General features: G+C 52.4%; 18 protein-coding genes and 1 pseudogene. 18 read left to right on the top strand and 1 reads right to left on the bottom strand.

All coding sequences use genetic code 11. The features are described from left to right. Window positions 1-86: 86 nt before the first annotated feature. The 10 genes and pseudogenes from ACJ8MK_RS00180 to ACJ8MK_RS00135 all read left to right on the top strand — a co-directional run bounded on the left by ACJ8MK_RS00180 (window position 87) and on the right by ACJ8MK_RS00135 (window position 7,603). Window positions 87-434 (top strand): phage holin, lambda family, encoded by a 348-nt coding sequence (locus tag ACJ8MK_RS00180; RefSeq protein ID WP_079451460.1) that lies wholly within the window; start codon window positions 87-89, stop codon window positions 432-434. Next, window positions 421-855 (top strand): lysozyme, encoded by a 435-nt coding sequence (locus ACJ8MK_RS00175; protein WP_442517409.1) that lies wholly within the window; start codon window positions 421-423, stop codon window positions 853-855. Before ACJ8MK_RS00180 ends, ACJ8MK_RS00175 begins: the two co-directional genes overlap by 14 nt. Continuing rightward, window positions 852-1,232 (top strand): hypothetical protein, encoded by a 381-nt coding sequence (locus ACJ8MK_RS00170; RefSeq protein WP_442517408.1) that lies wholly within the window; start codon window positions 852-854, stop codon window positions 1,230-1,232. Before ACJ8MK_RS00175 ends, ACJ8MK_RS00170 begins: the two co-directional genes overlap by 4 nt. After that, a complete protein-coding gene (gene lysC, locus ACJ8MK_RS00165; RefSeq protein ID WP_246838185.1) occupies window positions 1,123-1,398 on the top strand; it encodes an Rz1-like lysis system protein LysC in 276 nt (91 codons plus the stop codon). Before ACJ8MK_RS00170 ends, lysC begins: the two co-directional genes overlap by 110 nt. Before the next feature lie 893 nt (window positions 1,399-2,291). Continuing rightward, window positions 2,292-2,545, top strand: a pseudogene (locus ACJ8MK_RS00160) (DNA polymerase III subunit theta). 39 nt (window positions 2,546-2,584) lie between these two features. Further along, on the top strand, window positions 2,585-3,235 hold the full coding sequence (locus tag ACJ8MK_RS00155; RefSeq protein WP_442517407.1) for a putative metallopeptidase: 651 nt from the start codon (window positions 2,585-2,587) through the stop codon (window positions 3,233-3,235). A 31-nt stretch (window positions 3,236-3,266) separates the two neighbouring features. After that, on the top strand, window positions 3,267-3,710 hold the full coding sequence (locus ACJ8MK_RS00150) for a DUF2280 domain-containing protein (protein ID WP_442517406.1): 444 nt from the start codon (window positions 3,267-3,269) through the stop codon (window positions 3,708-3,710). A gap of 3 nt (window positions 3,711-3,713) precedes the next feature. Then, window positions 3,714-5,204, top strand: a complete 1,491-nt coding sequence (locus ACJ8MK_RS00145) for a hypothetical protein (RefSeq protein ID WP_060425681.1) — start codon at window positions 3,714-3,716, stop codon at window positions 5,202-5,204. Between the two features lie 10 nt (window positions 5,205-5,214). Further along, window positions 5,215-6,642 (top strand): anti-CBASS protein Acb1 family protein, encoded by a 1,428-nt coding sequence (locus tag ACJ8MK_RS00140; RefSeq protein WP_442517405.1) that lies wholly within the window; start codon window positions 5,215-5,217, stop codon window positions 6,640-6,642. Further along, window positions 6,620-7,603, top strand: coding sequence for a phage minor head protein (locus ACJ8MK_RS00135; RefSeq protein ID WP_442517404.1), 984 nt, complete (start codon window positions 6,620-6,622; stop codon window positions 7,601-7,603). Before ACJ8MK_RS00140 ends, ACJ8MK_RS00135 begins: the two co-directional genes overlap by 23 nt. A gap of 25 nt (window positions 7,604-7,628) precedes the next feature. On the opposite strand, the gene ACJ8MK_RS00130 is transcribed toward ACJ8MK_RS00135, so the two are convergent. After that, window positions 7,629-7,823: a hypothetical protein gene (locus ACJ8MK_RS00130; protein WP_442517403.1), complete on the bottom strand. Its 195-nt coding sequence runs from the start codon at window positions 7,821-7,823 to the stop codon at window positions 7,629-7,631. A gap of 90 nt (window positions 7,824-7,913) precedes the next feature. On the opposite strand from ACJ8MK_RS00130, the gene ACJ8MK_RS00125 reads away from it, so the two are divergent. From ACJ8MK_RS00125 to ACJ8MK_RS00090, 8 genes are all read left to right on the top strand, one after another. Beyond that, on the top strand, window positions 7,914-9,302 hold the full coding sequence (locus ACJ8MK_RS00125; RefSeq protein WP_442517402.1) for a DUF2213 domain-containing protein: 1,389 nt from the start codon (window positions 7,914-7,916) through the stop codon (window positions 9,300-9,302). Window positions 9,303-9,305: 3 nt separating this feature from the next. Then, on the top strand, window positions 9,306-9,743 hold the full coding sequence (locus tag ACJ8MK_RS00120; RefSeq protein WP_442517401.1) for a hypothetical protein: 438 nt from the start codon (window positions 9,306-9,308) through the stop codon (window positions 9,741-9,743). 10 nt (window positions 9,744-9,753) lie between these two features. After that, window positions 9,754-10,830: a major capsid protein gene (locus ACJ8MK_RS00115; RefSeq protein WP_442517400.1), complete on the top strand. Its 1,077-nt coding sequence runs from the start codon at window positions 9,754-9,756 to the stop codon at window positions 10,828-10,830. Between the two features lie 9 nt (window positions 10,831-10,839). Next, window positions 10,840-11,241 (top strand): hypothetical protein, encoded by a 402-nt coding sequence (locus ACJ8MK_RS00110; RefSeq protein ID WP_442517399.1) that lies wholly within the window; start codon window positions 10,840-10,842, stop codon window positions 11,239-11,241. Between the two features lie 2 nt (window positions 11,242-11,243). After that, window positions 11,244-11,621, top strand: a complete 378-nt coding sequence (locus ACJ8MK_RS00105; RefSeq protein WP_049300002.1) for a DUF7370 family protein — start codon at window positions 11,244-11,246, stop codon at window positions 11,619-11,621. Between the two features lie 94 nt (window positions 11,622-11,715). Next, window positions 11,716-12,063 (top strand): hypothetical protein, encoded by a 348-nt coding sequence (locus ACJ8MK_RS00100; protein WP_043147357.1) that lies wholly within the window; start codon window positions 11,716-11,718, stop codon window positions 12,061-12,063. 1 nt (window position 12,064) lies between these two features. Next, entirely contained in the window at window positions 12,065-12,433 is a 369-nt protein-coding gene (locus tag ACJ8MK_RS00095) for a hypothetical protein (protein ID WP_043147358.1), read from the top strand. Further along, window positions 12,430-12,813, top strand: coding sequence for a phage tail termination protein (locus ACJ8MK_RS00090; RefSeq protein ID WP_442517398.1), 384 nt, complete (start codon window positions 12,430-12,432; stop codon window positions 12,811-12,813). Before ACJ8MK_RS00095 ends, ACJ8MK_RS00090 begins: the two co-directional genes overlap by 4 nt. Window positions 12,814-12,819: the final 6 nt, after the last annotated feature.

Genomic DNA, 12,819 nt, shown 5'->3' with positions numbered 1-12,819 from the left:
GGCACACCCTCCTACCGGCAGCGTTTACGGCTGGCGGCTGATCCTTTCCTACAAACAGCACAGCCCGATAAACGGGAGGTGGAGTCATGAAGATGCCAAACAATCCTCATAACTGGGCAGAGCTCAGCGACATTCTTGCGGCCTGGTGGCGCGGTGACGTGCCTATTGGTGGCGTCGTCATGGCTGTCGTGATGGCCGTTCTTCGGATGGCGTATGCCGGCAGCAGCTGGAAAGAGACCATATTCGAAGGCTTGATGTGTGGCGCCTTGGCGCTGACCACTTACTCAGCCCTGGATTATTTCGACGTGCCGAAAGCCTTAACGGTAGGCATCGGCGGATTCATCGGCTTTGTCGGCGTGAAGAAACTCAGCTCGTTCTTGTCCGGTTACGTGGGTAATCGCTTCGGCGGGGGCAATCAAGATGCAAACAAGTAAGACTGGTCGTCAGTTTATCAAGGGCTTTGAGCAGCTTCGCCTGAAGGCATACCCAGACCCCGGCACCGGCGGCAAGCCTTGGACGATTGGCTGGGGCCACACCAAGGGCGTTATGCAGGGCGACCGAATAACCCAGGAACAGGCGGAGCAATTTTTCTCTGATGACTTGGCCGTGTTTGAGCTGACGGTCAACAGCGCGATTAAGCGCCCGATGACTCAGAACCAGTTTGACGCGATGGTCTCGCTGGCGTTCAACATCGGCGGCCCGAACTTCGCGCAATCCACGCTGGTAAAGAAATTCAACGCTGGCGATGTTCAAGGCGCTGCGAATGAGTTCCCCAAATGGCGCAATTCGGCAGGAAAAGTTATGCCTGGGCTGGTGAAGCGTCGCGCGGGAGAACGCGAGATGTTTTTGTCATGAATACCTCATTCAGCTTCCGCACTATGGCGATCGTCCTGTTGCTGGTAGCGCTGATTGTCGCGGCCAGGCTGGCGTTTTACTTCCACAGCAATGCAGTAAAGGCCGGTGAGCAGGTTAAGCAACAGGAAAAGACGCTGGCGCAGCAGTCAGGACTGATCTCAACCCTGCAAGCACAAGACCGGAAGAACAGAGCCTTGGCAGCAGAGCAACAACAAAGAGATCAGCTACTACGCCAGCGCGAGGAAACCTACCAGAGGAAATTGCGAGATGCACTTAAAGGCAGTAAATGTGGGAATAGTCCTATGCCTGCCGCTGTTGTTGAGCTCCTGCAGCAGAACGCTACCGACACCCCAGCAAGTCGTCCTGTTACCCCCTGAGTCAGTTTTCACCCCATGCGAGCAGCCAAGCCTACAAGGTGACACCTGGGGCGACGCGGTGAGTTACACACTGAAACTACAAACAGCATTCAGCATCTGCGCTGGACAAGTGGAAACACTTCAGAAGTGGAGGTCAGTTATCCACAATGGCGAACGCTTGAAGTAAAACGTATTTTAGATATTATCTAACTGTTAGCCCACGGAATGTTCTTAGGAGGTCATTTTGACCAAACTTTTGAACGTCCCCTTAAGCAGCCGCTGATCGCGACATCAGGGTTCCTGAGCCAGGGGTAACAGAACCGAGAGGATAGTGAGCAGGGAGATCGGCCAAGGTGGGTAACCATCTTGAGAGCATTACCACCCGCGTCTGGGACGCTGGAGTCTTCCGCCTTGTTGGTCGCGCGATAGGGTTAATACATGAAAAGCCAAGGGGCTCAGGTGACGCTGCCATTCTCGAACCCCATGCTGGCCACGGTGTCAGTAGGGATAATTTGGAATGACGGTAATCCGCAATTAGCTTGGCCTGCCTTTCACCTACACCAACCGCCTACGGGCGGTTTTTTATTGCCTATCACAGAGTAGCTTTCCGAGGCTGCTGCGTGATGAAGAATTCCCCCGACAAGGAATAAGACTGTGTTACCTAGCAGGAGGTGATCACGTCTTGGCAGCCGGAAAGACGGAAGTGGGAGGCAACTCCGCGAGGTGTGGCTGATGCTGCGGTTATTTATGAAGTGGGAATCTCCGGCGGATGATGTGGAGCGCTATCTTCGCCAAAACAGTGAGAAATGGCAGTGCTGATATTAAAATATCATGGTCAAAAAACATAAGTTGATACCTCCAGTGCGTGATTTTTAGGTTGTGTTGCTATGAGAGGCCCTAATTAGGGTTTCGTGATGGGGCGAAATGCTTGATTCAATTGTGTCGGCTATTAGAAATCCAGCGTATCGATGGCCCTATAGTCGGGGTTTACCCTCTGTGAGGCCCTCTCTCTATAGTGAGTCGTAATTGCTTACATGCAGTTGGATGCTGGCGTATCATCCTCTGAACCAGGAGGATTTCATGTCATACAATCTCGGCAACTTGCCAAAAGAAGAAATGGACAAGGTGAACGTAGACCTTGCGGCGTCAGGTGTGGCGTATAAGAGCGCATGAACATGCCGATCGTGCCGGCTCAGGTTGAGGCGGAGCAGCCAGAACACTTACGCGAACTTTTCCGCGAACGTCTGCAGCACTACCGTAGTCAGAGCCACAAATTTCCAGGGCCGAACGACCCGGGATACCAGCAGATGGCTGAGGCCAACGGCAAGAAATGACTGAACCCGCTCCGGCGGGTTTTTTATTGGGAGATAATCATGGCTAAAACAGCACAGGATGAGAACCATGATAGGCGGCCATACCCACCGCTACGGTTTATCGAAGACCATCAGCTAACGCCTTATATCGGCCTGGTTCCTGCGAACGAGGTGCAGGAGTGGATGCAGCGTCAAATCATCGGAGATACCGGCAGCCTGTTTAACCCAGACCACGGACACCTTGCAGACGCCGATCTGCGCTTTATGTGGGCATCGTCCGCGTTTGAGAAGAAAGGGCGCCATGTGCTCGGCCAAGCTGAAGAGGTAGCGATGCGCGCTGGCGGCTGGCAGAAAGCCAGGATGGAACAGCAGATGCATGAGTGGTTCGGCGAGGTGCCGAAATTCATCATCACGCTCGCTGCCGACTACTGCTCGCAGTGCTCCGATGCCGAATTCTGCGCCCTGGTCGAGCATGAGCTTTACCACATCGCGCAGGCGACTGACGATTTCGGCGCACCAAAATTCAACAAGGAAGGCCAGCCAGTGCTGAAGTTGCGCGGCCACGACGTTGAAGAGTTTGTTGGTGTGGTTCGTCGGTATGGCGCCAGCGTGGAAGTTCAGGAACTGGTTGATGCGGCCAACAGGCCTGCGGAGGTGGCACAACTAAACATTGCCAGGGCGTGCGGTAACTGCATGTTGAGGCTGGCGTAAATATTGGACTGTATTGGACGGATGGTGATTTATGGCTGCATTAAAACCAGATGTAAAAGCCTTCATCATTCAGTCGCTTGCGTGCTTTGACACCCCTACGTTGGTGGTGGAGTCCGTCCAAAAAGAGTTTGGGCTAAAAATCACGCGTCAGCAGGTTGAATCTCACGATCCGACAAAGGTTAGCGGCAAGTCGCTGGCCAAGAAGTGGGTAGACCTATTCTACACGACGCGGGATCGATTCAAGACAGAAATTTCAGATATTCCGATCGCCAACAAGGCCTACCGGCTGCGCGTTCTTGACCGCATGGCGACGCGAACCGAAACCATGAAGAACTACGCATTGGCCGCTCAGATCGTCGAGCAGGCCGCGAAAGAGTGCGGTGACGCGTATACCAACAAGCAAAAGATTGAAACCCAGCACACCATCGCTGATGAGATGGCTGAGCTACTGAAGGAGATATCTTCTGAGGCGTGATTTATGGCTGATCTCAACAAGCAATTCAGCGAGCTGAAGAAGAACCTTAAAAATCGATTCTGGCGCCTAAACAACCTTTACTTCATTACCGACAAATCGGGGAAGAAGGTTAAGTTCAGGATGACCCCTGAGCAGCTCGAATACTTCGAAGGCGTACACACCAGGAACATAATCCTAAAGGCCAGGCAGCTCGGCTTTACGACGCTGGTTTGTATTGTCCAACTCGATGCCGCGTTGTTCGAATCAGCAAAGTGCGCGCTGATCGCCCACACCTTAAACGACGCAAAGCGCCTGTTTAGGGAAAAGGTCAAATATGCCTACGACAACCTGCCAGCGCTGATCAGAAAGGCGAACCCGGCAAAGAACGACGCAGTTGGTGAGCTGGTTTTCAATAATGGCGGCTCTCTCTACGTTAGCACGTCATTTCGTGGCGGCACGCTGCGTTACCTGCACGTTTCTGAGTTCGGCAAGATCTGCGCTAAGTACCCGGATAAGGCCCGTGAAATCGTCACTGGCGCCTTTGAGGCCGTATCGACAGATTGTTTTACAACTATCGAGAGTACAGCCGAGGGGCGCGCTGGGTATTTCTTCGACTATTGCCAGACGGCTGAGAAAGCGCAGCTTCAGGGCAAAACGTTATCAAACCTCGACTGGAAGTTTTTCTTCTTCACGTGGTGGAAGAATCCTCAGTATGCAATCGACCCGGTAGAAAGCCTTCCAGAGCGTCTGGTTGACTACTTCAACGAGCTGGAAGCCAAACATGGCGTCACGCTCAATGAACGCCAGAAGGCCTGGTATCTCGCTAAAGAGAAGACTCTTGGCGACGACATGAAGCGTGAGTATCCGAGTATACCCGCTGAAGCCTTCCAACAGTCGGTAGAGGGAGCGTATTACGCCAAGCAATTCCGCTGGCTGTATACCAACAAGCGGATCGGTTCACTTCCCGACAACTCTCACCTCCCGGTTCACACGTTCTGGGATATCGGCGTAGGTGACTCAACAGCAATCTGGTTCGTTCGTGAGGTTGGTGAAGAGTTTCATGTCATCGACTACTACGAGAACTCTGGCGAGGGCTTGAGGCACTACATGAAGGTGTTAAAAGACCGTGGCTATGAGTACGGCGAGCACTGGGGGCCACACGATATTGAAAACCGAGAGTTTGGCTCTGATGCTAAATCACGGAAGGAGCTGGCGCGCGAGGGTTACGAAATCGACGGCCAGGTGTATTCGATGACTTTCAAGGTTGTCCCCAAAGTGGGGGTTGATACCGGTATCGAGTCTGTCCGTGAAATCCTCCCTAAATGCGTCTTTGACGATGAGAAGTGTGCTGAGGGGATATCTCACCTTGAGGGATACCGAAAAGAGTGGGATGACAAGCGCGGATGCTGGAAAGACAAACCTCTTCACGATCACACGTCGCACGGTTCAGATGGTTTCCGCTACTTTGCCGTAGCGAAGAACAACCACAAACAAGTTGGCGCCGTATTCTTCTAAGGAGCTCTCAGTGAGTGAACAAAATAGCGAGGTTGAATTCCTCGTCAATGCCCTCGCTGACGCAGTGGCGATAGGGCGCCAGCGTTCCTTGTACGCGGGGCAGATGAATGGCAACACGAAGAGAACAAAGCTGTGGGACGAGTTTGGCTACCCGGACACCATAAGCTTCGATCTGCTTTATCGCGCCTATCGCCGAAACTCAGCAGCTTATTCTGGCGTGCATAAAACGTTGGATAACTGCTGGAGCGACTACCCGACAATTATTGATGGCCCACTGGCTGATAAGTCTACTGCCTCTACAGAATGGGAAAAAACGGTAACCAGGCTGCTGAAAAAACATTGGTCAAAAATCAAGGATGCCGATCGGCGCAACCTGGTGGGCCGCTACTCTGCAATCATTCTGCAGCTCAAAGATAGTAGGGAATGGTCAGAGCCAGTGGATACAGCGCTGGTGGCCAAACTTGGCGAAAATGCTTTAGTAAAGATGATCCCTGTTTGGGAATCGCAGATTAAGCCTGGTAACCATGACGTTGACACGCTGTCACCAACTTATGGCCAGCCTGTGAACTACATCTTCAATGAGCAACCTGTAGGTGATGACGGCACCTATGGCAATGTGAGAAGCGTTACGGTTCACCCCAGCAGGGTGATCATCCTCGCCGAAGGTTCAGAAGATGACAACATGTTGTCTGGCATCCCTCTTAACGAAGCTGGTTACAACGATTTGCTGGACATCGAAAAGACCAAGGGAGGAAGTGCCGAGGGGTTCCTGAAGAACGCGAGCCGCCAGCTTGGTATTCATTTCGACGATAAAACCGACATGAAAACCATCGCGCAGCAGGCGAAGGATGCTGGCTATAAAGACCTTGGCGAGGCAATGAATGAAAAGATCAGGAAACTCAACCAGGGTACGGATTCTGCGCTGGTAACTCAGTCAGGGACATCATCTGTACTTTCGGTTGCCGCAGCTGATCCTACGCCGTCATGGACAGTCTCGGCCAATAGCTATGCCTCAACCATCGGCTGCCCGTTCAATATCCTATTTGGCAAGCAAACCGGAAATCTCGCATCTACCGAAGATCGGAAGGAATGGGCCAAAAAAGGGAATGGGCGCCGTGGCGGGTGGCTATCCTGGCTGCTAACTGAAGTCATTCAAAGATGGTGTGACGTCGGCGTAGTATCGCAACCAACGAAAGGCGAGATTACCGTCGATTGGTCTGATTTGCTGGCTCCAGGTGATAGCGAGAAGCTCGAGAACATGAGCAAGATGGCAGACGTTGCCTACAAAACTCAGCAAGCGTTCGGCGCGTCTGCCGTTGAACCAAACGAGGTACGCGCCGCCGGCGAACTTGAGCCAATCGAGGAACCTAGACAGCCAGACCCGACAAAAAAGCAGGTCGGTAAGGATCCACTGAATGACGAGAGCGCCGAGACCTAAAGTCGGGACACCGATATTACCGCGCAATAAAGCAGACCCCACCCAATCCTATCGGCAAGTAAACAAAATGTTCCGTGATATCGAGAGCCGATATCTGGGTATCAAAACAACGCTTAGGCAACTGTTCGACCAGCGATTAATTGGCCGGGTGCTGGTGGGTAACTCTCAGCGATCGCATGTTCTTTCAGGCGACACCCTATATCAGGTTAACGCCGGTACGTTTGTCTATGACATGGACGCTCAGCAGTTGGCTGCGCTTCTTGAAGTAATACAAACGATCCTTGATGACTACTTGTTAGAGGGTAACGGTCAGGATATTTGGGCGCTGCAGTATATTTCAGATGAGTATCGGCGCGGGACGCTCAATGCCTATACGAATCTGTCTGCTCAGTCCGAGGTCTACGCGTCGCAGACCACGCTAAGCGCGCTTTTGTCCACACCTGCTTATCAGAACCAGGTGGCCGCTGCTTTCGTGTCGACGTACAGCGATTGGAAGGGGATCAGCGATGCAGCGCGCGCTGACCTTGCCAATATCATCGCCGATGCTGTAGGCCGAGGGGTGAACCCGCGTGAAACCATGAGGGTGATAAGCAAACGCCTTGATGTCTCAATGTCCAAGGCAAAGACGATTGCTCAGACCGAGCAGGTTGGCGCGCTGAGAGAGGCTCAGTGGAACGAAACCACATGGGTTCAGGATAGGTTAGGTTTGCGCACCAAGTTGCTGCATTTATCCGCCCTGAAGCCGACTACGCGCGCCTGGCACGCATCGCGCCACGGTAAGCTTTACACGGTCGAAGAAGTGCGTGAGTGGTACTCGAAAGACGGTAACAGGTTCAACTGTTACTGCAGCCAGATCCCTGCGGTCGTTGACGAGAAAGACAACGTAGTAAACATCGGGCTTGCGAAGCGTTTGGAAGAAGAGAGGAAATCGTGGCAAGAGGAATTCCTAAATGTTGCGTAAAGGGTGCAGATAAGCACCCGCAACTTTATTTCTCTTCAGTGACCATGATTATTCCAATTAGTGGGCTAACCTCGTGATTCCCAGTTCCATGGATGTTGATGGAGTCTTCAATTGCAGCTGACATCACTTCATCATCATTCACGGTTAATACTCTATCGCTGGACATCGTAAAATCCCAGTATGTTCCCTTACATTCATACGTAACTTTATAAACAGCCATATTAACCCCTTCTTGTAATCACTATTTAAGCGAATGGGGACGTTACTTCCCGCTTATTACTTAGTCAACAAACCATAACGAGGACACAGCATGAAGCGCAACCGCGTTAACGTGCTGACCGTCGTCAACTCCGCTTCAAATATCACTACCGAAACCATCGACGGGAAACCACATATCGTGGTTCGCGGCATTACGCCCGTTGTTGACGATATCGTGATGAACCGGAAGTTGTACCCGGCAGCAGAAATTGCCAAGGCCTATAACACCCTTGAGCGCAAACCGATGCCGCTTGGGCATCCAAAAATAGACGGAAAGCACGTATCGGCGGGTGATGTCCGCGCGGTGAACAACTATCACGTTGGCGCCTGGCTTCAAGACGTCAAGCACGTAGATGGAAAGGTCAATGGTGATATGTATGTCGACCGCCGTTATGCCGAAGGCAGTGAAAAAGGTAAGCGGCTGGTAAATCGACTGGATGAAATGATCGCTGGGACAAACGTAGAGCCCATTCACATCTCCACCGGACTTCTTTACTCAGGCATTGCGGCCAACGGCGAATCAAAGGGCAAGAAGTACAACGAAATCGCCACAAACATGGTGTTTGACCATGTTGCCGTTTTACTGGATGAACCTGGCGCCGGAACGCCAAGCGAAGGTGTTGGCATCTTCGTTAACGCCGACGGCGATGATCAAGAGGTCGAAATTGCAAACCTTTCGGATGGTGTTGATTGCACCCGAGAGGGGCTACTGAACAAGACCAAGTTTTTCTTCACCAACGCTTCCAACTTCTCGTTTGACGATATCCGAGAAGCGATCAGCAACAAGCTACGTGAAGGTCGATCAGACGATTACTGGCCTTGGCCGGAATCTATCTGGCCCGACACCTTCATTTACCGCGATAAAACCAAGTTTTTCCGACAGAAATACCTCATCGATGAGGACGGTAAGGCCGTGTTCGTCGGCGAACCTGTAGAAGTCGTGCGCAAACCCACTGAGTACGAAATTAAAACCAACGGAGAGAGTAATCCGATGAAAGAAATGATTGTTAACGCACTGAAGGCAAAAGGTAAGCCGACCGAAGGCAAGACCGAAGCGGAATTGCTTGATGCCTACAACCAGATGAACGCAGAAGAAGTCGCAGCCAATGGCGAAACGCCAGAACAAAAGGCTGCGCGGCTGCAGAAAGAAAAGGACGGCAAGCAGAACGCCAACAATGGTGAAGAAATGCCGGCCTGGGCTAAAAACTTGAGTGACCAGTTTACCGCACTTAATAACCAATTCACAGCCAACGCAGACAAAGAGAAAGGCGAGATGCGCGCAGCAGTTAAAGCCAAATTCGGCATGAGCGACGTTGCCGTAAACGCGCTGGATGGTGATCCGTTGAAGGAACTGTTTGCCCAGTGCTCAACCTCTATCGGCCTGAACGGCATGCTGCGTCAGGTTAACTCCTCTCAAACTTTCAGCGAAATGCCGGAGTAAAAAATGGCTAAAAACGGGAAACATGTAATTCACGCAGGCGGTATCTTCGCCAATCCACAACTGCATCGTGAAGGTGCTGCTGCCGCCGATACCCCCCCTGGCACGATCGGTTTCTTCGATAACACCACGAAGAAATTTACTGCATCGGTAGACGGCAATGAAGCCGCGATCCTTTACGTAGCCAACTATGACTACCTGCGCTGCAAAACCGTAGATGACGTCATTAAGGCTGGTGATTGGGTTGTTGCATTCCATCCAACCCCTGGCGTTTTCTTCAACGTTCCTGCTGCTGCTGGCACCTACACCAAAGGCCAGCCGCTTTCTATCGTCAATGGCCGGGTTAAGGCCGCAGCAGAAGGTGAGTCAGTCCGCGCATTTGTAGAAGAAGATCGCGCATACACCACGGCAGCAGGCGAACTCCTGCGCGTTGTTATCAAGTAAGGAGCACCGTATGTTTTATTTCTCTACCAAAAAGGCCACTGAAACTCGCAATCTTGAGGCAAACATGTCTCAGTTCAACGAGTTGATGCTTGCCCGTAACTCCAGTGCTCAGGCCGTGGCTGATTTCATTGCGCGTACTCGCGTGCGTGGTGATGCTGCAGATGCTCCAGCGTTGGATGCGGTTAACGCCGTCGATGACATCAAGCGCCTCTATCGCGCATACGATCAGACGGTGCTGGCAGAGTTTGAGCCGAATACCGAATTTACTCTGCTGAACGATCTGATGCCGCTTTCTCGCTCTGTTCGTCTGGAAGAATCAGTTTACGAATATGCCCGCAAGGGTGGCCGTGGCTGGGCGCACACTTCCATGTCTGGGCAGATCGGTGCGGCGCTGGATGCGAAGTCTTACACCTTTGATGGCACCATGGTGCCTATCCACGACAGCGGCTTTAAATTCAACTGGCGTGACCCGGTCTTCAACAAAGGCTCTGCACTTTCCTCCCTGGCTGATGCTCAGTCTGGCTCTGTCGATGACGTTCGCCGGCAGTATGTGGACTACATCTGGGAAGGTTTCCGCGACAAGGAAGGCAACTTCATCAAGTTCGATGACAAGACCTGGAAGGGGTTGCGTCATGATGAGCGTGTGGCGCAGGTTACGCTGACAGTTAACTTTGCGACCAGCACCGACCCTAAGGCGATGCGTGCTGCTGCTATCGCTCTGCGTGACGTGCTGAAGTTGCAAAACTATCAATACGGCCAACAGACCTGGTACGTATCCAGCGAAATCATGTCGAACTGGGAGCAGTATTTTGACGTTAATGCTCTGCGCACAGTTCTTGAAGAGTTGAAAAAGTTGGCCGGCATCTCCGACATCAAAGAGGACGCCGAGCTTTCTGGTAACGAAATCGTGATTATCCCTCTCGCTGCTGGCGTCATTGCCCCGATCGTAGGTCAGGCGTTCGGCACAGTTGCCGATCCTCGTCAGTTCTACAACAGCGATTACGTATGGCGTACCTGGGGTGCCGCCGGCCTGATGGTCAAGCAAGACATCAACGGCCACTTCTCTGTCATTCACGCATCCAGCTAAGGAAAAATCATGGCACTCGTAAAAGTTTTGGTAGCAAACCTCTTTGCCGGTGCCAACTTCCAAAAACTGGAAGTTGGCAAAGTCTACGAAGTAGATGACGCGGTTGCAGGGAAGTGGATTGCCGATGGTAAGGCGGAGCAATCAGCAGAAAAGAAAGGCGAGAAACTGGCATTAGAAGCGGCCACATCGACCGCTACAGCCAATGCCGACACATCCGCACTTCAGACAAAGTTGGACGACGCGCTGGAGCAACTGAAGCAGGCCCAGGCTGCAGCAGCGGCGAAGGATAAGGAACATGCCGACGCGCTGGAGCAACTGAAGCAGGCCCAGGCTGCAGAACTGGCAGCAGAGAAACAGCGTGCTGATACAGCAGAAGCTGCGTTGGCGGCAGCAACCAAGAAGGATAAGTAATCATGGCAGCGCAGATAACGGCGGCGCAGGTTAAACAGCAGTTGTCTGCGCTGGGTTACTCCATTCCTGACTTCATGATCGATGCCTACCTGTGCAAGCTGGACGGTATCCGTCAGTGCCTGGAGGCGTCTGGCTACGACGATTGCGATCTGATGCTGATACAGGTATACGCCGTCACCCTTATGGCGATAACGGCCTTTAGCCAGCGTATCAAGTCACAGTCAGCGCCTTCAGGGGCGTCGAGGTCGTTCGATTATAGCGGCGACATCAAAACCATGAGGAACACGCTGGCAGCGTTGGATACCGCCGGATGCACTGCAGGCTTGCCGATCGACGTTGGCACTAGCGTGGGGTTCTTTGACGTTGTGGGAGGCTGCTGATGCAGGAAGAGAGAAAAAGCGATGAGGAGAAACCTGATTGCGAAAAATGCCCCAACTGCCCTGGCTGTCCTGACCAGTATGAGGATTATCTCTCATGAGTGCAGCGGCTAACTGGAGCTATACGGCGGTCGCTACGGTCTGGAAAAAACTTGGCATGGACGATTACGGTAAATCTTCCTTCGCTGAGCCTATCCAGATCATGTGCGATTACGGTGGTGATGCGACTGCACGGCTTGGCGATATCGGGCTTGAGTTTGTCGTAAAAAACACGCACTGGACTGAGTATGCGGATGCCCGCCAGGGTGACTATATCCTGATCGGTGCTTCATCTGAACCAGACCCGAAAAAGGTTGATGGTGCTGATGAGGTTCGCCACATCATCCGGTACGCCGATACATTCGACCGCATCGCCGATGACTACGCGATTATCACAGGGGTTTGATATGGGCGTGAAGGTTAAAGGTATCCGGGAGGCTCAGGCCACTCTTGATAGGTTAATCGGCGATATCAAGGGGAGGAGAGTTGTCAGGGCTATGCAGTCAGCGCTGCTGATTGGTGGGACACAGGCTGCTTTATACACCCCTATCGATACGTCGACGCTACTCAATAGCCAGTATCGAGATATTTCCGTGAATGGCTCCCGGATTACGGGGCGCGTTGGCTATTCGGCCAATTACGCTGTTTACGTTCATGACCCGAATATACCCCAGAAATTCCGGCGCGCCACCGCCCAAAAAGAGTTTCTTACCAAAGGGTTTGAGGATACCAAGGCGCAGATTGACAGAGCGATCAAGAAGGAGATGCAGCTATGACGCCAGCTATGCATCGCCGTGTTCGTGATTACTTTGTCGAGTCAGAACTGACCGCCGGCTTCACTACGCAGATGTTGCGCTGGAGGGACACCGGAAAGGGCGAAGATAAATTCATTGTCTTTCGTCCAAACGGTGGTAGCCCAGTTCGCAACGATCTGGTCAGCGAATATCTGGTGCTGGTCGACGTCATCGGCGCCATTGGAGAGGATGAAGAGGTAGATAACGCTGTTCAGGCGATTATCAGCCACATCCAGAACAATCCCATGCCAAATGACTGCATCGGCCATATTGAGAACGTCGGCGGCATCCCATCCCCAGTTTCCACAACTGAAGGGCGATTAGTCTATCGCCTGCAATTCGCTTGCCTGTACGGCGAGTAATCAATA

The organism is Serratia sp. CY38905, from assembly GCF_052168875.1.
GTDB classification, from domain to species: Bacteria; Pseudomonadota; Gammaproteobacteria; order Enterobacterales; family Enterobacteriaceae; genus Serratia; species Serratia sarumanii.
This window is presented reverse-complemented; position numbering and strand designations above follow the sequence as displayed.

What these genes read in the sequence shown, in the direction of transcription:
- ACJ8MK_RS00180 (WP_079451460.1), top strand. Translation starts at nt 87, where the DNA reads ATGAAGATGCCAAACAATCCTCATAACTGGGCAGAGCTCAGCGACATT.
- ACJ8MK_RS00175 (WP_442517409.1), top strand. Translation starts at nt 421, where the DNA reads ATGCAAACAAGTAAGACTGGTCGTCAGTTTATCAAGGGCTTTGAGCAG.
- ACJ8MK_RS00170 (WP_442517408.1), top strand. Translation starts at nt 852, where the DNA reads ATGAATACCTCATTCAGCTTCCGCACTATGGCGATCGTCCTGTTGCTG.
- lysC (WP_246838185.1), top strand. Translation starts at nt 1,123, where the DNA reads ATGCACTTAAAGGCAGTAAATGTGGGAATAGTCCTATGCCTGCCGCTG.
- ACJ8MK_RS00155 (WP_442517407.1), top strand. Translation starts at nt 2,585, where the DNA reads ATGGCTAAAACAGCACAGGATGAGAACCATGATAGGCGGCCATACCCA.
- ACJ8MK_RS00150 (WP_442517406.1), top strand. Translation starts at nt 3,267, where the DNA reads ATGGCTGCATTAAAACCAGATGTAAAAGCCTTCATCATTCAGTCGCTT.
- ACJ8MK_RS00145 (WP_060425681.1), top strand. Translation starts at nt 3,714, where the DNA reads ATGGCTGATCTCAACAAGCAATTCAGCGAGCTGAAGAAGAACCTTAAA.
- ACJ8MK_RS00135 (WP_442517404.1), top strand. Translation starts at nt 6,620, where the DNA reads ATGACGAGAGCGCCGAGACCTAAAGTCGGGACACCGATATTACCGCGC.
- ACJ8MK_RS00130 (WP_442517403.1), bottom strand. Translation starts at nt 7,823, where the DNA reads ATGGCTGTTTATAAAGTTACGTATGAATGTAAGGGAACATACTGGGAT.
- ACJ8MK_RS00125 (WP_442517402.1), top strand. Translation starts at nt 7,914, where the DNA reads ATGAAGCGCAACCGCGTTAACGTGCTGACCGTCGTCAACTCCGCTTCA.
- ACJ8MK_RS00120 (WP_442517401.1), top strand. Translation starts at nt 9,306, where the DNA reads ATGGCTAAAAACGGGAAACATGTAATTCACGCAGGCGGTATCTTCGCC.
- ACJ8MK_RS00115 (WP_442517400.1), top strand. Translation starts at nt 9,754, where the DNA reads ATGTTTTATTTCTCTACCAAAAAGGCCACTGAAACTCGCAATCTTGAG.
- ACJ8MK_RS00110 (WP_442517399.1), top strand. Translation starts at nt 10,840, where the DNA reads ATGGCACTCGTAAAAGTTTTGGTAGCAAACCTCTTTGCCGGTGCCAAC.
- ACJ8MK_RS00105 (WP_049300002.1), top strand. Translation starts at nt 11,244, where the DNA reads ATGGCAGCGCAGATAACGGCGGCGCAGGTTAAACAGCAGTTGTCTGCG.
- ACJ8MK_RS00100 (WP_043147357.1), top strand. Translation starts at nt 11,716, where the DNA reads ATGAGTGCAGCGGCTAACTGGAGCTATACGGCGGTCGCTACGGTCTGG.
- ACJ8MK_RS00095 (WP_043147358.1), top strand. Translation starts at nt 12,065, where the DNA reads ATGGGCGTGAAGGTTAAAGGTATCCGGGAGGCTCAGGCCACTCTTGAT.
- ACJ8MK_RS00090 (WP_442517398.1), top strand. Translation starts at nt 12,430, where the DNA reads ATGACGCCAGCTATGCATCGCCGTGTTCGTGATTACTTTGTCGAGTCA.